14 protein-coding genes are annotated in these 16844 nt (G+C 62.2%); 11 read left to right on the plus strand and 3 right to left on the minus strand.

The features are described 5' to 3' along the window. Window position 1: 1 nt before the first annotated feature. Both VWY75_RS05345 and VWY75_RS05350 read right to left on the minus strand, forming a co-directional pair. On the minus strand, window positions 2–562 hold the full coding sequence (locus VWY75_RS05345) for a TadE family protein (RefSeq protein ID WP_340544961.1): 561 nt from the start codon (window positions 560–562) through the stop codon (window positions 2–4). Beyond that, window positions 559–2241 carry a pilus assembly protein TadG-related protein gene (locus VWY75_RS05350; RefSeq protein WP_340544962.1) on the minus strand — a complete coding sequence of 561 codons (1683 nt, stop codon included), beginning with the start codon at window positions 2239–2241 and terminating at the stop codon, window positions 559–561. Before VWY75_RS05350 ends, VWY75_RS05345 begins: the two co-directional genes overlap by 4 nt. Window positions 2242–2600: 359 nt before the next feature. Between VWY75_RS05350 and VWY75_RS05355 the strand changes: the two genes are divergently transcribed. From VWY75_RS05355 to VWY75_RS05395, 9 genes are all read left to right on the plus strand, one after another. After that, the gene (locus VWY75_RS05355; RefSeq protein ID WP_340544963.1) at window positions 2601–4031 is read left to right on the plus strand and encodes a Glu/Leu/Phe/Val family dehydrogenase; all 1431 of its coding nucleotides are present in this window, start codon (window positions 2601–2603) and stop codon (window positions 4029–4031) included. 528 nt (window positions 4032–4559) lie between these two features. Then, a complete protein-coding gene (locus VWY75_RS05360; RefSeq protein ID WP_416539312.1) occupies window positions 4560–5813 on the plus strand; it encodes a sarcosine oxidase subunit beta family protein in 1254 nt (417 codons plus the stop codon). A gap of 81 nt (window positions 5814–5894) precedes the next feature. Next, window positions 5895–6155 (plus strand): sarcosine oxidase subunit delta, encoded by a 261-nt coding sequence (locus tag VWY75_RS05365; RefSeq protein WP_416534798.1) that lies wholly within the window; start codon window positions 5895–5897, stop codon window positions 6153–6155. After that, window positions 6155–9076 carry a sarcosine oxidase subunit alpha family protein gene (locus VWY75_RS05370; RefSeq protein ID WP_416539313.1) on the plus strand — a complete coding sequence of 974 codons (2922 nt, stop codon included), beginning with the start codon at window positions 6155–6157 and terminating at the stop codon, window positions 9074–9076. The genes VWY75_RS05365 and VWY75_RS05370 overlap by 1 nt, the downstream gene beginning before the upstream one ends. After that, window positions 9069–9614: a sarcosine oxidase subunit gamma gene (locus tag VWY75_RS05375; RefSeq protein ID WP_416539314.1), complete on the plus strand. Its 546-nt coding sequence runs from the start codon at window positions 9069–9071 to the stop codon at window positions 9612–9614. The genes VWY75_RS05370 and VWY75_RS05375 overlap by 8 nt, the downstream gene beginning before the upstream one ends. 37 nt (window positions 9615–9651) lie before the next feature. Continuing rightward, complete coding sequence (locus VWY75_RS05380; protein ID WP_416534801.1) at window positions 9652–9990, plus strand: hypothetical protein; 339 nt, start codon at window positions 9652–9654, stop codon at window positions 9988–9990. Window position 9991: 1 nt separating this feature from the next. After that, entirely contained in the window at window positions 9992–12217 is a 2226-nt protein-coding gene (dnaG, locus tag VWY75_RS05385) for a DNA primase (protein ID WP_416539315.1), read from the plus strand. Window positions 12218–12348: 131 nt separating this feature from the next. Next, window positions 12349–14337, plus strand: a complete 1989-nt coding sequence (gene rpoD, locus VWY75_RS05390) for an RNA polymerase sigma factor RpoD (protein ID WP_340544973.1) — start codon at window positions 12349–12351, stop codon at window positions 14335–14337. Between the two features lie 227 nt (window positions 14338–14564). Beyond that, entirely contained in the window at window positions 14565–14864 is a 300-nt protein-coding gene (locus VWY75_RS05395) for a hypothetical protein (RefSeq protein WP_416539316.1), read from the plus strand. Between the two features lie 115 nt (window positions 14865–14979). On the opposite strand, the gene VWY75_RS05400 is transcribed toward VWY75_RS05395, so the two are convergent. Continuing rightward, complete coding sequence (locus VWY75_RS05400; protein WP_416534804.1) at window positions 14980–15654, minus strand: SDR family oxidoreductase; 675 nt, start codon at window positions 15652–15654, stop codon at window positions 14980–14982. A gap of 246 nt (window positions 15655–15900) precedes the next feature. On the opposite strand from VWY75_RS05400, the gene VWY75_RS05405 reads away from it, so the two are divergent. Both VWY75_RS05405 and VWY75_RS05410 read left to right on the plus strand, forming a co-directional pair. Next, the gene (locus tag VWY75_RS05405) at window positions 15901–16311 is read left to right on the plus strand and encodes a hypothetical protein (RefSeq protein WP_416539317.1); all 411 of its coding nucleotides are present in this window, start codon (window positions 15901–15903) and stop codon (window positions 16309–16311) included. A 34-nt stretch (window positions 16312–16345) separates the two neighbouring features. After that, window positions 16346–16837, plus strand: coding sequence for a hypothetical protein (locus tag VWY75_RS05410; protein ID WP_416539318.1), 492 nt, complete (start codon window positions 16346–16348; stop codon window positions 16835–16837). Window positions 16838–16844: the final 7 nt, after the last annotated feature.

Raw genomic sequence — 16844 nt, forward strand, 5'->3', positions numbered from 1 at the left:
CTTACCGAGGCTCCTGAACAAAGGCGGAGGTCGCATAGAGGCGGATCCGGCCGTCGGCGTCATTGTCCATGTCATCGGCCAGGCCCCAGTGGGGAAAGACCGGCTTGAACGCCATGCAGGCGCGGATGAACATCAGCTCGTTTGACGCCCCTGTCACGAAGGTTCGGACCGGCTGCACGTCCTCGACCCGGTTGATGCAATCGGGCTCGGGATCGACGGGCATCCAGGCGTAGGGGTCGACCTGGACCATTTCCAGCCTGAGCGATGTGCCGCAGTCGCGAATAAACCCGGACCGGCTACAGACCTCATCGCGGATTTCATTGTGCTGTTTGGGCACGCCGGTCGACAGGCGCAGGCCGCGCACGGTCTGATCCAGCGCCCGCTCCAGCATCGACTGCTGGATGGTGATCATGCCCAGTTCCACCGTATTCATCAGCAGGAACAGAAAGGCCGGGATCACGATTGCAAATTCAACCGTGGCATTGCCGTCTTCGCGATCGCGAAACAGGCGCAGCGCCCGGCGCAGCCGATGGAGGCCCTTATGCGGGGGGTGACAGGTCATTGGGTCAGCCTCAGCTGGCGGATCGACGTGGCGATCGAGGCAAAAGCGTCGTTGATCTCCAGCCCGTTGACGTCAAAGTGATGGGCATCCGAGCTGGCACAGTCCTTCAGCACCGCAGTGCCGCCGCTGGGCGCTTCAAAGCCGATGGTATAGACCACGATGCCCTGGTTCTTGGCAGCGGTGCAGATGGCGCTGGTGCGGGCGTTTTTGACGCTGGTGTTCCAGTAGTCATAGACACCATAGTACCAGACGCTGCGCGCCGAGGACTGCCCCATCCAGTCGCCATAGAGGTTGGAATAGAGATACTTCAGCGACGTGTCGGCAAAGAGATCCGCGTAGCTCAGCCGTTGCACATTGGCAGGCTCGCCCTGTTCGTCCTGCCACCAGCAGCTATAGCTGTCGCATTTGCGGTAGCTGCCCTGACCATAGGCGTGGTCTTCCCAGCGGTTGAGGCGATCCCACCAGTATTTGTCGCGCTGCGGGTCATAGAGCGAATAGCGCGGATTGGATCCGGTCGCCGCCGAATTGTACCAGACGTCGGATGGCCCCTCGCGGTGATCCTGCTCCACATAATACTGCGCGGTGTTCTGACCGTCGGTCATCAGGACGATGACCTTGACGGTTTCACTGTCGTTGAAATTCGCAGGCCGGTTGGCAAAGGTTGCCGGAACCATAGAAGCGCCCCCCGAGGCCAGCGCGCTGATGGCCGGGCGGGCGGAGGGATCGAGCAGGGCGGTCCCCCATTTCATACCGACGTCAATCGACGTATTGCCTCTTGCGTAGAGGTTGTCGATGAAGGTTTTCAGTGTGTTTGCATCTTTCTGGAGCGGCAGCGTCTCGCGGTCTGCGCGATCTTCGCAGACGGGGCTTGCGACGAGGTCCGAGCTGCGACGGTAATCACCGCTGGACCATGGGCTGAAGTGCATTGTGCGCTGCAGCTCGATCCCGGTCGACAGGGCGGTGCTCTGGAAATGGGCGCCGGTGAAATTCACACAGTTGGAGTATTCGTGTTCATCGGTCGTTGTGTATTGGTCCATCAAATCCGCCGGGAGGCTGACCTGAGTGGCGTAGGGGATGATCGAGATCGACATCTTGTTGTCGATGGTATTGGCGACCATCGTGTCGATGAAGTCTTTGGCCGCAACCTTGAGGTTGGTCAGGCGGCTGTTGGAGTTCATCGAGCCGGAGACATCCAGCACCAGTGAAATCTCCAGCCCGTCAATGCTCTCTTCTGCGCGCGAGGTCGCGTAGAGAGGCATGTCCTGACCGCTGGAGAATTTCAGCATATGGGTTTCAAATGTGGTGTCGATGGTGCTCTGCACCTTTTTGAAACCGATCCCGGTTTCGGCCACCGGTGGGGTGTAATATTTGTTCAGCCCGGCCTTGTTGAGATAATCCTGAACAACCACTGCAGGCGGCAGTGGCTGATCGAGGTCAGCTGCTGCCAGAACCGCACGGTCGAGCGTATATTGCAAGATGGTCCGGTCGCGCTCCATGCGCATCAGATCGACGCCGATCCCGCCGACGGCCAGCATCGACAGCAGAAATCCCACCATGGGTTTCAGCAGTACGCCCGATTCATCCGCGCGGAACGCCCGCAGCCGCGCATCGCCACGGACACAGGCGGTCAGGCAGGCCTTGCGGGCCGCGATGGATATCTTGTCAAAACGCGTAGTCATAAGTCGAACCCCCAGCCGCTTAACCCCCCGGCACAGCGCCATCAGAAATGGAATTTCACACTTATTAATGCTTTATGAAGGTGGCGGAATTGGGGCGTATACCGGACCAAATCGCGCGAATTGTCGTCAATTCCAGGCCCAATGAGGTCTCGGCGCGCCGGTTGTTCGGGCGCTGCGAACAAATCGACGGTAGCTGCGAGCAAGAGGCGACTCAGTCAAATGCCCACTGTTTTCAAATTGCCTAAAAATAAATCTTTTTGCATGGGAATGGTCAAAAAGGTCGCACCTTCTTAATCCAAGAGTCATAGTGTCCGAACACTATCTCACTGAGTCGACGCAGAAGCACGGAGTACAGCCTGATGAGCAGTGCAACAGAACCCAGTTTTCGCCAGAGTGTGGACCTGATGTTCAACAGGGCAGTTGCCCTGATGGACCTGCCACCAGGCCTGGAAGAGAAAATCAGGGTTTGCAACGCGACCTATACGGTGCGTTTTGGCGTTCGCCTGCGTGGAGGCATCCAGACCTTCACCGGCTATCGCTCGGTTCATTCCGAACATATGGAACCCGTCAAAGGCGGTATCCGCTATTCGATGGGAGTGAACCAGGATGAGGTTGAGGCGCTGGCGGCGCTGATGACCTATAAATGTGCGCTGGTCGAAGCGCCGTTTGGCGGCTCGAAGGGCGGGCTCTGCATTGATCCGCGCCAGTATGAAGAACATGAGCTTGAACTCATCACCCGCCGTTTTGCCTATGAGCTGGCCAAGCGCGACCTGATCAACCCGTCGCAGAACGTTCCGGCCCCCGATATGGGCACCGGCGAACGCGAGATGGCCTGGATCGCCGACCAATATGCGCGGATGAACACCACCGACATCAACGCCAAGGCCTGTGTTACCGGCAAGCCGCTGAATGCCGGCGGGATTGCCGGCCGTGTGGAGGCCACCGGCCGTGGCGTGCAATACGCTCTGCGCGAGTTTTTCCGCAACCCCGAGGATGTGGCTGCGGCCGGTCTCGAAGGGAAGCTGGACGGCAAGCGGGTCATTGTTCAGGGTCTGGGCAACGTGGGCTACCACGCGGCAAAGTTCCTGATGTCCGAAGATGGTGCCAAAATCACCGCAGTGATCGAACGCGATGGCGGTCTGGTCGATGAAAACGGTCTGGACATCGAAGCGGTGTCCCATTGGATTGCCAACCATGGCGGCGTCACCGGTTACCCGGATGCCCGCTACGTCGAAAACGGCGCGGTTCTGCTGGAGGAGGCCTGTGACATCCTGATTCCGGCGGCGCTGGAAGGGGTGATCAACCTCTCCAACGCGGCAAACGTGAAAGCGAACCTGATCATCGAGGCGGCCAACGGTCCAATCACTGCAGGCGCTGACGAGATCCTGCGCAAGAAGGGCGTGGTGATCATTCCCGACATGTATGCCAACGCGGGTGGTGTGACGGTTTCCTACTTCGAGTGGGTGAAGAACCTCAGCCATATCCGTTTTGGCCGGATGCAGCGCCGCCAGGAAGAGGCACGCCATCAGCTGGTCGTGGATGAGCTGGAAGCGCTGTCGGAAAGCCTGGGCAAGACCTGGACGCTGGATCCGAAGTTCAAGGAACGCTACCTGCGGGGCGCCGATGAGCTGGAGCTGGTGCGGTCGGGGCTCGATGACACCATGCGCACGGCTTATCAGTCCATGCGCGAGGTCTGGCATGGCCGCGACGATGTCACCGATCTGCGCACCGCCGCTTATCTGGTGTCCATCGACAAGGTCGCCAAGAGCTACCGCGCCAAGGGGCTTTGATCGTCACGCGAAGGACCCGAACCGGATCGGGTCCCCGCAAACACACCGAGCGCTGACGCGGTTTTGCGCCCGACCTACAGGAAACCTCGCCAGCTTGGCGGGGTTTCTTGCGTTTTGGATGTCCGCTGCGACGCGTTGGAATGCCGCCGATGCCCTTCGGAAACCCCGATAAAGCAGTAGCGCTGCGATCAAGGCGGCCCGCTGGCCAGGCCCGAGGCGCGATCCGGCAACGCTGGCTTCTTTGCTCTGGACACATGTGTATTGAATGTGCTGCTGATAGCGGGCGGTGTCGTTTGCCAGGGCGGATCAGGGCAGGTGCAGCGCCGGTCGGCACGGGTGTCCCGGCCAGGGCTGGAACCGGGAACAGGGCGCGGGCCAATCGGTGCATCAGGGCTGGTATCGGGATGCGGAACGCGCCAGACTGTCGCCCAAGAGGGCGCGGCGGCTGGCATGAGATCACCGCGGGTGCAGGTGGCCTGGCCTGCGGATGACCGGGGGATCAACCGGGATACAAAGGGGGGAGCGGGGATGCGATTTTCTGGCTTGCGTGTGCTGCGCGAAGGGCTGACAGGCAACCGGGGCTGGCAGGCCCATTGGCGCGACCCGGATCCCAAACCCGAATATGATGCGGTGATCATCGGCGGCGGTGGTCACGGGCTGGCCACGGCCTATTACCTGGCCAAGGACCACGGGATGCGCAATATCGCCGTGCTGGAGCGCGGTTATATCGGCGGTGGCAATGTCGGACGGAACACCACCATCGTGCGGGCGAATTACTATCTGCCCGGCAATTCTGAGTTCTATTCCCATTCGTTGAAGCTCTGGGAGGGGCTGGAGCAGGACCTGAACTACAATGCGATGATGTCGCAGCGGGGGATCCTGAACGTGTTCCACAATGACGCGCAGCGCGACAGCGCGGTGCGGCGGGCGAATGCGATCATCAATCAGGGCGATGATGCCGAGATCCTGTCCCGTGACCAGCTGCGCGAAATGGTGCCGCTGCTGAACTATGACAATAACCGGTTTCCCATCCAGGGGGCGCTGTTGCAGCGGCGGGCGGGCACGGCGCGCCATGATGCGGTCGCCTGGGGCTTTGCGCGGGGGGCGGATCAGCGCGGTGTCGATATCCTGCAGAATTGCGAGGTCACCGGCATTCGGACCGAGGGCGGCAAGGTCATCGGGGTGGAAACCCCCCGTGGCCTGATCCGCGCGGGCAAGGTTGCGATGGCCGCCGCCGGGCGCTCCAGCCAGGTGGCGGCCATGGCGGGGCTGACCCTGCCGATCGAGAGCCATGTGCTCCAGGCCTTTGTCTCCGAAGGGCTGAAGCCGATTATCGACCATGTCATCACCTTTGCGGAGGGGCATCTCTATATCAGCCAGTCCGACAAGGGGGGGCTGGTGTTTGGCAGCTATCTTGACCTCTATGCCTCTTATGCGGCGCGAGGCAATCTGCCGATGGTGGAACACACGATGGAGGTCTGCATGGCGATGCTGCCGGCCATCGGCAAGGCGCGGCTGCTGCGCAGCTGGGGCGGCATCATGGATATGACGCCGGACGGATCGCCGATCATTGATCGCACGCCGATTGAGGGTCTCTATCTCAATGCGGGCTGGTGTTATGGCGGCTTCAAGGCAACCCCTGCCTCGGGGCAGTGTTACGCGCATCTGATCGCCACGGATCGCCCGCATCAGGCGGCGGCAGCGTTCCGGCTGGACCGGTTTGAGACCGGTCGGGGCCTGATGGATGAGGAGGCGACCGGTGCGCAGCATAACCTGCATTGACCGTCGCGTGGTCCGCGCCGGCGTCGTGGCTGGCGTGACGGCGTATTTGAGTATTTCTGGAAAGGTGAAAGGGCGCCCGTCATGAGGATTACCTGTCCGCTCTGCGGTGAGCGTGATCGTCGCGAGTTCTATTATCGCGGGGCGGTGCTGGAGGCGCCGGAGGAGGGCGCGCCTCTCGAGGTCTGGCATGCTCATGTCCATCTGCGGCTCAACCCGGCAGGCCCGCTGGAGGAATGGTGGTACCATCAGCACGGCTGTGGCAGCTGGATCAGGGTGCGGCGCGACACCTCAAATCACGAGATGCTCGCCGCCGCGCCTGCGGCAACCGGGGAGGCGGGCTGATGCGGGTTGCAGGTTGGGGCGGCATGGCAGAGCCGCGCGAGGTCGATTTCAGTTTCAATGGGCGTGTGTTGCGGGGGCATGAAGGTGAGCCGCTGGCGGCGGCGCTGTTGGCCAATGACATTCACCTTGTCGGGCGCTCGTTCAAATATCATCGGCCACGCGGCATCCTGACCGCGGGCAGCGAGGAGCCCAATGCGCTGGTTACCCTGGGCGAGGGGGCGGCGCAGGAACCCAATCTGCGCGCCACCACCCTGCCGGTCTACCAGGGGTTGGCGGCGCGGAGCCAGAACTGCTGGCCCTCGGTGGGCTTTGATGTGATGGCCGTCAATGATCTGGCGGCCCCGTTTCTGGGCGCGGGGTTCTACTACAAGACCTTCATGTGGCCTGCGGTCTTCTGGGAAAAGATCTACGAGCCGGTCATTCGTCGTGCAGCAGGGCTGGGGGCGTTGTCCGGGGCGCCGGATGACGGGACCTACGAAAAGGCATTTGGGTTCTGTGATCTTCTGGTCATCGGCGCGGGACCTGCGGGTCTGATGGCGGCGCTGACGGCGGCGCGGGGTGGTGCGGATGTGATCCTTTGTGACGAAGATAGCGCGCCCGGTGGTCGCTTGCTGAGCGAGCGCGAGACCATCGCAGGGCAGCCGGCACGGGACTGGGTGGCGGCTGTGGTTGCGGAGCTGGACAGTCTGGACAATGTGCGGCGCATGGCCTCGACCACGGTGACCGGGGTCTATGATCAGGGCACCTATGGTGCGCTTGAAACCACAGCTGCCGGGTCCGGCAAGGCTGCGCGCAGCTGTTTCTGGCGGCTGGTGGCAAAACGCGCGATCCTGGCATCCGGCGCGCTGGAGCGGCCGGTGGCCTTTGCCAATAACGACCGACCCGGCATCATGATGGCAGGTGCGGTGCGAAGCTACCTCAATCGGTGGGGGGTGGCGCCCGGAGAGCGGGTGACGGTGTTTGCCAACAATGACGATGCTCATCGGACGGCACGGGATCTGGCGGCGGCGGGTGTTCATGTCGCGGCGGTCATCGACAGCCGCCATGACGCACCACAGAGCGATGAGTTCCGGGTGATCCGGGGGGCTCAGGTCTGCAATGCCTCAGGCCGTCAGCGACTGGAAAGCCTGACGCTGCGCTCCGTTGCGGGGGAGGAAAAGCTGCAGACCGACTGTCTGGCCATGTCCGGTGGCTGGAATCCGACGCTGCATCTGACCTGTCACCTGAACGGGCGGCCGCGCTGGCGGCGTGATCTGGCCTGTTTTGTGCCGCAGGAGGGCGCGGTGCCGGGGCTGGCGGTTGCCGGGGCCTGTGGCGGAGCTTTCTCCACTGCGGCGGCCTTGCGGGATGGGGCGGAAGCGGGCGCACGCGCGCTGGAGGCGCTGGGCAGGCGCGCTGTGCCCGTGGAGCTGCCGGAGGCCGAGGATGCGCCCTGCCGGGTGACGCCGCTGTGGTCGGTGCCGGGGCGCGGGCGGGCCTGGGTGGATTTCCAGAACGATGTGACGGTCAAGGACATCTGTCAGGCGGGGCGCGAGAATTTCCGCTCGGTCGAGCATATGAAGCGGTACACCACGCAAGGCATGGCCACCGATCAGGGCAAGAGCTCCAATGTGGTGGCTCTGGCGGTGCTGGCCGAGGCCACGGGCCGCAGCATTCCCGAGACCGGCACCACCACCTTTCGCCCGCCTTATGTGCCGGTGCCGATCGGGGTGATGGGGGCAGGCGCGCAGGATCACGGCTTTGCGCCGCGTCGGCTGCTGACATCCCATGCGCTGGCCGAGGATATGGGCGCGCATATGATGGAGGTGGGGCTGTGGTATCGCGCCAGCTATTTTCCGAAACAGGGTGAAACCAGCTGGCGGCAATCCTGCGATCGCGAGGTCGGGTATGTGCGCAATGCGGTTGGGGTGGCGGATGTCTCCACCCTTGGCAAGATCGACATTCAGGGGCCGGATGCCGCGCGGTTACTGGACTATGTCTATGCCAATGGGTTTGCCACGCTGCAACCCGGTCGGGTGCGCTATGGGCTGATGCTGCGCGAAGACGGGTTTGTCATGGATGACGGCACCACCGCCTGTCTGGCGCCAGACCACTATGTGATGACCACCACGACCGCAGCCGCCGGGCAGGTGATGGCGCATCTGGAATTCGTGAGCCAGGCGCTGCACCCGGAGTGGGACGTGCGGATCCATTCTGTGACCGAGCAGTGGGCGCAGTTTTCCATCGCAGGCCCGAAGGCGCGGAGGCTGTTGCAGGATCTCCTCGGCGCGGCATTCGTTAGCGAGGACTGGCCGTTCATGGCCTGTGGCGCAGTGGCGCTGGGAGAGGTCACGGCCCGGCTGTTCCGGATCTCTTTCTCGGGCGAGGAGGCCTATGAGCTGGCGGTTCCTGCGCGTTATGGCGAGAGCCTGTTTGGCGAATTGCTGCGCCGGGCGGAAGCGCTTGGCGGTGGGGCTTATGGGCTGGAGGCATTGAATGTGCTGCGCATTGAAAAAGGGTTTCTGACCCATGCCGAGATCAACGGCACCGCCACGCTGCATGACCTGGGATTCGGCGGGATGCTCCGTTCCGGCAAACCCTGTGTCGGTCGCGCGATGGCCCTGCGCGAGGGGTTGGTCGACAAGGCGCGGATGCGGCTGGTCGGGATCAGACCGACCGGCGCGGTGCAGCAGCTGACCGCCGGGGCGCATCTGTTTGACCCGGAGGATCCGGTCGACCGGCCACATGATCAGGGTTATGTCACCTCGGTCTGCTATTCGCCGACCTTGGGGCATATGATTGGTCTGGCGCTGATAAAGGCCGGTCCAGACCGGATTGGCGATCCGATCCGCATGGTGGATCACACGGCAGGGCTGGACGTGCTCTGCGAGATTGTCGAGCCGGTGTTCTTTGATCCAGAGGGGGAGCGTGCGCGTGGTTAAGCTGATTGCAAAATCGCCCTGTGCGGGGCTGCTGCCTGTGCAGGTGGGGGATCTGTCGCTGAGGGAGGCGACGCTGGAGGAGATGACCACCCTCGCGCCCTATGCCGGTCAGGAAGCCGCGCTCTCCGAAGTGCTGTCGGCCGCGCATGGGCTGCGCTGGCCGAAGCCGAACCGAAGCAACAGCAAGGCCGGGGCGCGGATTATCTGGTTTGGCCGTGAGCTGGCGCTGCTGTCCGGCGTGCGGCCGGATCCTGCGCTGGCAGATCATGCCGCGCTGACCGATCAGAGCGATGGCTGGGCCGTGGTGCTTCTGGAAGGCGCGCAGGGCGACGCGGTGCTGGCACGGCTCTGCCCGGTGGATTTGCGGCCCGCCGTGTTCAAACGCGGCCATACCGTCCGATGTGAGCTGAAGCACATGGCGGCCTCGGTCACCCGGCTCGGGCCAAAGAGCCTGCAGATCATGGTGTTCCGCTCCATGGCGGAGACACTTGTGGATGATCTGAAAACAGCGATGGAAGCTGTTGCGGCACGGGGGTAATCTCGGGGATCACCAACTGATTCCGGGAGCCAAGTGTATGATCCGTCTTGCCCTTGTCGCAGCTTTGCTGGCCGCGCCAGCCTATGCCGCTGAAAAAAAAGAAGAAAGCTGCAAGTATCAAGGGCAGGTCATGGCGGCCGTGCAGCAGGCGCGGCTGGACCGTGTGAAACAGGCCGATGTTGCCCAGACGATTCTGGACAGTGATCCCGCCTGGCCCGAGCAGTACAGCAAAGCCATTCCGCAGCTGACCGCGCATATCTACAGTCTGCGCAAGCGCGATCTGCGCGACAATGACTTCGGCGCGCTGCTGGAGCAGCAATGTCTGGCGAATTGGGATCAGATCCAGAAGATGCAGAAGCAGTTGCAGAGCAACTGAGATGTCGCTTCCCCCCGGTTTCCTTGATGAATTGCGCACCCGCGTCAGCCTCTCTCAGGTTGTCGGGCGCAAGGTCATGTGGGATCAGCGAAAATCGAATCAGGGCAAGGGCGACATGTGGGCGCCATGCCCCTTCCACCATGAAAAATCCGCCAGTTTCCATGTCGATGACCGCAAGGGGTTCTATTACTGCTTTGGCTGTCATGCCAAAGGGGATGCGCTGAAATTCGTGCAGGAGACCGAGAACGTCGGCTTCATGGAGGCGGTGCAGATCCTGGCGCAGGAGGCGGGGATGGAGATGCCCGCCCGCGACCCCAAGGCCCAGCAGAAGCAGGACCACCGGGCCCAGTTGGCCGAGGTGATGGAACAGGCGGTGCGGTTTTTCCGCCTTCAGCTCAACACGCGGTCGGGTGAGGCTGCGCGCAGCTATCTTGCGCGGCGCGGGCTGACGGGTCAGGCCCTGGAACGCTGGGAGATCGGTTTTGCCCCTGACGGCTGGCAGAACCTATGGGACGCGCTGCGCGGCAAGGGTGTGCCGGAAGAGCTGATCATGGGTGCGGGGCTGGCCAAACCCTCGAACAAAGGTGGCAAGCCCTATGACACCTTTCGCAACCGGATCATGTTTCCAATCCGCGATGCGCGCGGGCGGGCGATCGCCTTTGGCGGCCGAGCCATGGATCCGCGCGACAATGCAAAATATCTGAACTCGCCGGAGACCGCGCTGTTTGACAAGGGGCGCAGCCTTTACAATCACGGGCCTGCGCGCACCGCGTCGGGGAAATCCGGCCAGCTGCTGGTCGCCGAAGGCTACATGGATGTGATCGCCCTTGCAGAGGGCGGATTTGAGGCGGCGGTGGCGCCTCTGGGCACTGCGATCACCGAAAACCAGCTCCAGATGCTGTGGCGCATTGCGGATGAGCCGATCATCGCGCTGGACGGCGATACCGCTGGTCTGCGCGCGGCGATGCGGCTGATTGATCTGGCATTGCCCTTGCTTGAGGCGGGGAAATCCCTGCGGTTTGCGCTGATGCCCGAGGGCAAGGACCCCGATGACCTGATCCGAGCCGAAGGGCCGGAGGCGGTGCAGAGGGTGCTTGATCAGGCGATGCCGATGGTGCGGCTGCTGTGGCAGCGCGAAACGGAGGGCAAGGTTTTCGACAGTCCCGAGCGCAAGGCCGCGCTGGACAAGGCGCTGCGCGACAAGATCCGGCTGATCCGCGATCCCTCGATCCGCCGCCACTATGGCGAGGATCTGCAGGATCTGCGCTGGCAGCTGTTTCGCGGCGGCCGCCCGCGCGAAGCGACAGCGGCACCGGGGCTGGACGCCGGGTTCGATGCGCTGCCGGATCCGGGGTTTGATACCGGTTTTGATCCGGGGCCAAGCTTTGATCCGGGCTTTGGAGCTGCGGGCGATCCCGACTTTGGCGGCGATTATGGCGATTATGATAGCGGCTACGATCCGGGCTACGACAGTGGATTTGATCCCGGTTATGAGGCGCCGCCGCCGCCCGTCACCCCGGCTCAGGCGGGCAATCAGGGCAATTACAGCGCTGGAAAATTCCGCAAGGCTGGTGGTTTCCGCGATGGTGCCCGGATGCCCTGGCGCGGCAAGAACGCCCCACCACAGCCGCTGGAGACGACCCGTAATTCGCTGCTTGCTGGCGGCAGCGAGGAAGCGCTGGTGCGCGTCCGTGAGGCAGTGATTCTGGCGACGGTGATCACCACACCGGCGGTGATTGCAAAATATGAGGTCAATCTGGAACGTATGGCCTGTGTCGGCTCGGATCACGCGCTGCTGCGCGATCTGGTGCTGCGCCATGGTGTCGATGCGCCTGAACGGCTGAAAGAGGAAATTGCACAGGCTGCCGGCAGCCATGCCCTTGAAAACCTCTTTGCGCTTCGCCATGTGGCAATCAGCCCCTGTCTGCGTCGTCCCGGCGATGTGGAAATCGCCAGCCTGACCCTGGCGGAGGAATTTGCCAAGCTGGAAGCAAGCCGGGGCCTGGATGCAGAGCTGGCCGAGGCGGAAGAGGATCTGGACGGGCTGGCTGATGAGGCTGTGACATGGCGGCTGGGACAGGCTGCCGAAGCGCGCAACAAAGCCGTGCGCAGTGAGAACGAAGACCGAGCGCAATATGATGTGGGGGAGAACGGAGCGCGTCTGAACCGTGAGGAACGCGACGCTTTCGGAGCCCTTTTGGAACGAATTGGCTACTCCAAGAAGTGACCGCTGCGCCGCAGTCAGGTCGTTTTGCTAAGGAAGAGCGAAAGAAAAACGGGTAAACCGGGTGACGAATCAGCGGATCGCGATAATGATTCGCGAAACCGAATCGCCCCAGCCCCGACGAGGAGCATTGAATGGCCGCCAAAGATACCGACGACCGCAAACCTGACGATCAGGAGCCCGAAATCTCTCTCGACATGAGCCAGGCTCAGGTCAAGAAGATGATCGCCGAAGCGCGCGAGAAGGGTTACATCACCTATGATCAGCTCAATCAGGTCCTGCCGCCGGATCAGGTAAGCTCGGAGCAGATCGAGGACGTGATGTCGATGCTCTCCGAAATGGGCATCAACATCATCGAAGATGAGGAAGCCGAAGAGGAAGAGCAGAAGGGCTCGACCGATCTGGTGACCACCGACAGCAACCGCGAAGTGGCGGTGGCTGGCGCGGCAGCTGAGAAGCTGGACCGCACGGACGATCCCGTCCGCATGTATCTGCGCGAAATGGGATCGGTCGAACTGCTGAGCCGCGAAGGCGAGATCGCCATCGCCAAGCGGATCGAAGCTGGCCGCAACACGATGATCGCCGGTCTCTGCGAGAGCCCGCTGACCTTTCAGGCGATCACCATCTGGCATGACGAACTTCTGTCTGAAGACATTCTGCTGCGCGATGTGATCGACCTTGAGGCGACGTTCGGCAACCAGCTGGACGAAGACGGTGAAGTTGGCGAGCCGGTGGTGGATACCTCTGTCGTTGCCGCGAGCAAACCTGTGGCGAAAGACACCGGTCCAGAGCTCGACGCTGACGGCAACCCGATTGCATCGGACGACGACGAGGACGAGGACGATCAGGCCAACATGTCCCTTGCCGCGATGGAAGCGGCGCTGAAGGACAAGGTGCTGACCACGCTGGAACAGATCTCCTCCGACTATGCACAGCTGAGCGAAATGCAGGACAGCCGGATTTCGGCCACCCTGAACGAAGATGGCTCTTTCAGCGCGCAGGATGAGCAGATCTATCAGTCTCTGCGGTCTGAAATTGTTCTGCTGGTCAACGAGTTGCACCTGCACAACAACCGGATCGAAGCGCTGATCGACCAGCTTTATGGCATCAACCGCCGTGTCATGCAGATCGACAGCTCGATGGTGAAACTGGCGGATCAGGCCCGTATCAACCGTCGCGAGTTCGTGGATGCCTACCGTGGCCGCGAGCTGGATCCGAACTGGCTGGCCGATATGGCGGAGAAGCCGGGACGGGGCTGGCAGATGTTTGTCGAACGTTCCACCGACAAGGTCGAAGAGCTGCGCGCCGATATGGCGCAGGTCGGTCAGTATGTCGGTCTCGACATCTCTGAATTCCGCCGCATCGTGCAGCAGGTCCAGAAGGGCGAGAAAGAAGCCCGTCAGGCGAAGAAGGAAATGGTTGAGGCCAACCTGCGTCTGGTGATCTCGATCGCCAAGAAATACACCAACCGCGGCCTGCAGTTCCTTGACCTCATTCAGGAAGGCAACATCGGCCTGATGAAGGCGGTGGATAAATTCGAATACCGCCGGGGTTACAAGTTCTCGACCTATGCGACCTGGTGGATCCGTCAGGCGATCACCCGCTCCATCGCGGATCAGGCCCGGACCATTCGTATTCCGGTCCATATGATCGAGACGATCAACAAGCTGGTCCGCACCGGCCGCCAGATGCTGCATGAAATCGGCCGCGAGCCGACGCCGGAAGAACTGGCCGAAAAGCTCCAGATGCCGCTGGAAAAGGTCCGCAAGGTGATGAAAATCGCCAAGGAGCCGATCTCTCTCGAAACCCCGATCGGGGACGAGGAAGACAGCCAGCTGGGCGATTTCATCGAGGACAAGAATGCCGTGCTGCCGCTCGACAGCGCCATTCAGGAAAACCTCAAGGAAACCACCACCCGCGTGCTGGCTTCGCTCACCCCGCGTGAGGAGCGGGTTCTGCGGATGCGTTTTGGCATCGGCATGAACACCGACCACACGCTGGAAGAGGTGGGCCAGCAGTTCAGCGTGACCCGCGAGCGGATCCGCCAGATCGAGGCGAAGGCGCTGCGCAAGCTCAAGCACCCGAGCCGGTCTCGCAAACTGCGCAGCTTCCTCGACCAGTAATGCGGCAGTTGATATCCGAACAGAACAGGCGCCCCGGTGGGGCGCCTTTTTGCTGTGTGCCTTGCAGCAGGGGGCGGTTCGGCATGGATTTTGCGGGTCCAGCCCGTCGCAGACCGGCCCGCCTGTCTGGGTGGCGTTGTTAACCATTCCTAACAGTCAGCAATTGTTTTTGGGCCGCGAATACCTAAGTTACCAATAGGTTAACTTTGCGAGATCGGAGGGGTCCAATGGCGCATCATTCGAATTTGAACGAGGCACTTAATGTGCTGGACGACAAGCTCCGCTCGCTCAGCGCGCTGACCAAGGCGAATGCCTTTCTTGTCGAAATCATGCGCAAAGATCGCGCCCTGCTGGAACAGATGGAAGCCCCTGCTGCCCGGGCGATGTTGATGGACCGCGCCTGCCAGTGCTTTGGTGAGGGCGCAGGAGATGCCGCAGATCCAGATGTTCTGGAGGTGCTGGCGACCGCCCTAACCGAAGGGCAAACAGCTGAAATCATTCCGTTTCCCACCGACCGACGTCATTGAGCGGGCCATAGGCACCGCCGCGTCACCGCGCCTGAGGTGACACATCCGGAAGGGGTGACCCTTCCGGATGTTTTTATGGGCGTTACTCCCCCGCAGTGCTGCGGCGCGTGCGGCCTCAACCGGTCGGCATCAGGAAGACCTCCCGCACGGCATTGCGCGGGTCGGCCTCCAGCGCAAAGACAACGGCATCGGCCACGTCTTCGGGCTGGAGCTTGTCGGGCTTGGCTTCGTCGAAGAACGCGGTGTCCACCATCCCCGGCGCAACCACGGTACAGCGCCCGCCCCAGTCCTTCATCTCTTCGGCCAGATTGCCGCCATAGCCATGGACGAACCATTTTGAGGCGCCATAGATGGAGCCGGGGATATGCACCCGCCCTGCCGCCGAACCGGTCAGCACGATGTGTCCTTTCTGCGGTTTCAGATGCGGGATAGCGGCTTTTGCCGTGTAGAGCAGGGCCATGATGTTGATATGAACCATGTCATGCCATTCCGAGGGGTCGCCGTTTTCCGTCCCGGGAGTGTTGAGACCGGTCCCGGCATTGGCAAAGGCTGCGTCGATCTGGCCGAAACTGTCGCGCAGATGCTGTAGGGCGGCGACCTGATCCTCGAATTTGGTGGCATCTCCCGGCAAGGCCAGGGCGCCGTCGCCCAGTTCCTCGGCGAGGCTGTTGAGCTTGTCTTCGGACCGTGCGAACAGGCCGACGTTCCAGCCTGCCTTATGGGCCGCACGCGCGGTTGCTGCGCCGATGCCGCTGGATGCGCCGGTGATGAACAGGGTTTTCTGAGCCATGGGAGGATCCTCTGTCTTGTGGTTGTTTGACCGCTCAACGCGGCGAGTGCCCGATTGGTTGCGCAGGTGATGGGCCTGTTTCGGCAGCGTTGAATGTGAACAGTTGTGACTGGCCGTGGTCGGCGGTATCTGGAATCCTGCCGTTGGCCCTCTATCTCTAAGCTGTGGGCTTCGCGCAGATCGCAGGTCAGCTTGCGCGCGCATCCTCAGAGCCGCGGGCTGAATTACTCATCAAGGATAGGCATCATGCGACTATTTTCTGTGACTATTGCGGCGGCGCTTGCGCTGTCAGCCTGCGCCGAAGCAACCCCGACCGGCCATGTGACCGTCGATCAGGCGCGTGTCTTTGCTCTTCCTGACGGCAGTTTCGAAGTGGTCCCGCCGCAGGGCGCAGTGCGCTCGGCATTCTGGTGTGGCGCGGCGGACTACGCGCGCCGCGCGCTTGGTGCCGACTGGGGGCAGAGCATCTATGTCGTGCGCGGTATCGGCGAGGGCGTCGCCGTGAACCGTAAATCCACCGTGCATTTCAGCCTGAGCCCGGTTGCAAGTGACCGTCCTGACAGTTGGCTGAAACGGACAAATGCCTATCGCGTTGGTGACCGGCTCAGCGTTCAGGAGGCCGATCACCAGTGCACCACCGCCTTTGTTCGCTTCTGACCAGCGCCCTCATTCGCAATCGGCGAGGTTCATCATGACCGGCTTTCCCAGTTTCAAATTCCGCAGAGCGCGTCAGATCTCCAGGGGCCGTCGGGCTGGACCACGCCGGACGGCACTCGCCGTTGTGGGTGTTGGGCTTGGCCTTCTGGCGCTGGCGGTGCCGGCATCCGCCTTTCGTGCGATTAACCGGCTGGAGGTCGTGCCCGCGGGGGCGAGTCAGTTTGAGGTGATCGGACGGGCCGGGGCGCTGAAATCCGACTACTGGTGTGCCGCCGGAGACTATGTGCGCAAATCGCTCGGACTGCCCTGGCAGACAAAGATCTACGCCGTGGACGGCATCGGGGCCAGCAGCACCACCGGTGCACGTTCCGCCGTGCGGTTCACCTTGGATCCGGCCGCCGCCGGGGTGACGCCATTCACCGGCAACTGGACCGGTGATATCCTGACGCCCGGCTATGCGTTTCGTGCCAATGCGGCCTATGGCAAATGCGAAGACTGGATTTTCCCCTTTCGCAGCCGTAACTGATAGCCGG

Source organism: Phaeobacter sp. JH20_08, assembly GCF_048056635.1.
GTDB classification, from domain to species: Bacteria; Pseudomonadota; Alphaproteobacteria; order Rhodobacterales; family Rhodobacteraceae; genus Phaeobacter; species Phaeobacter bryozoorum.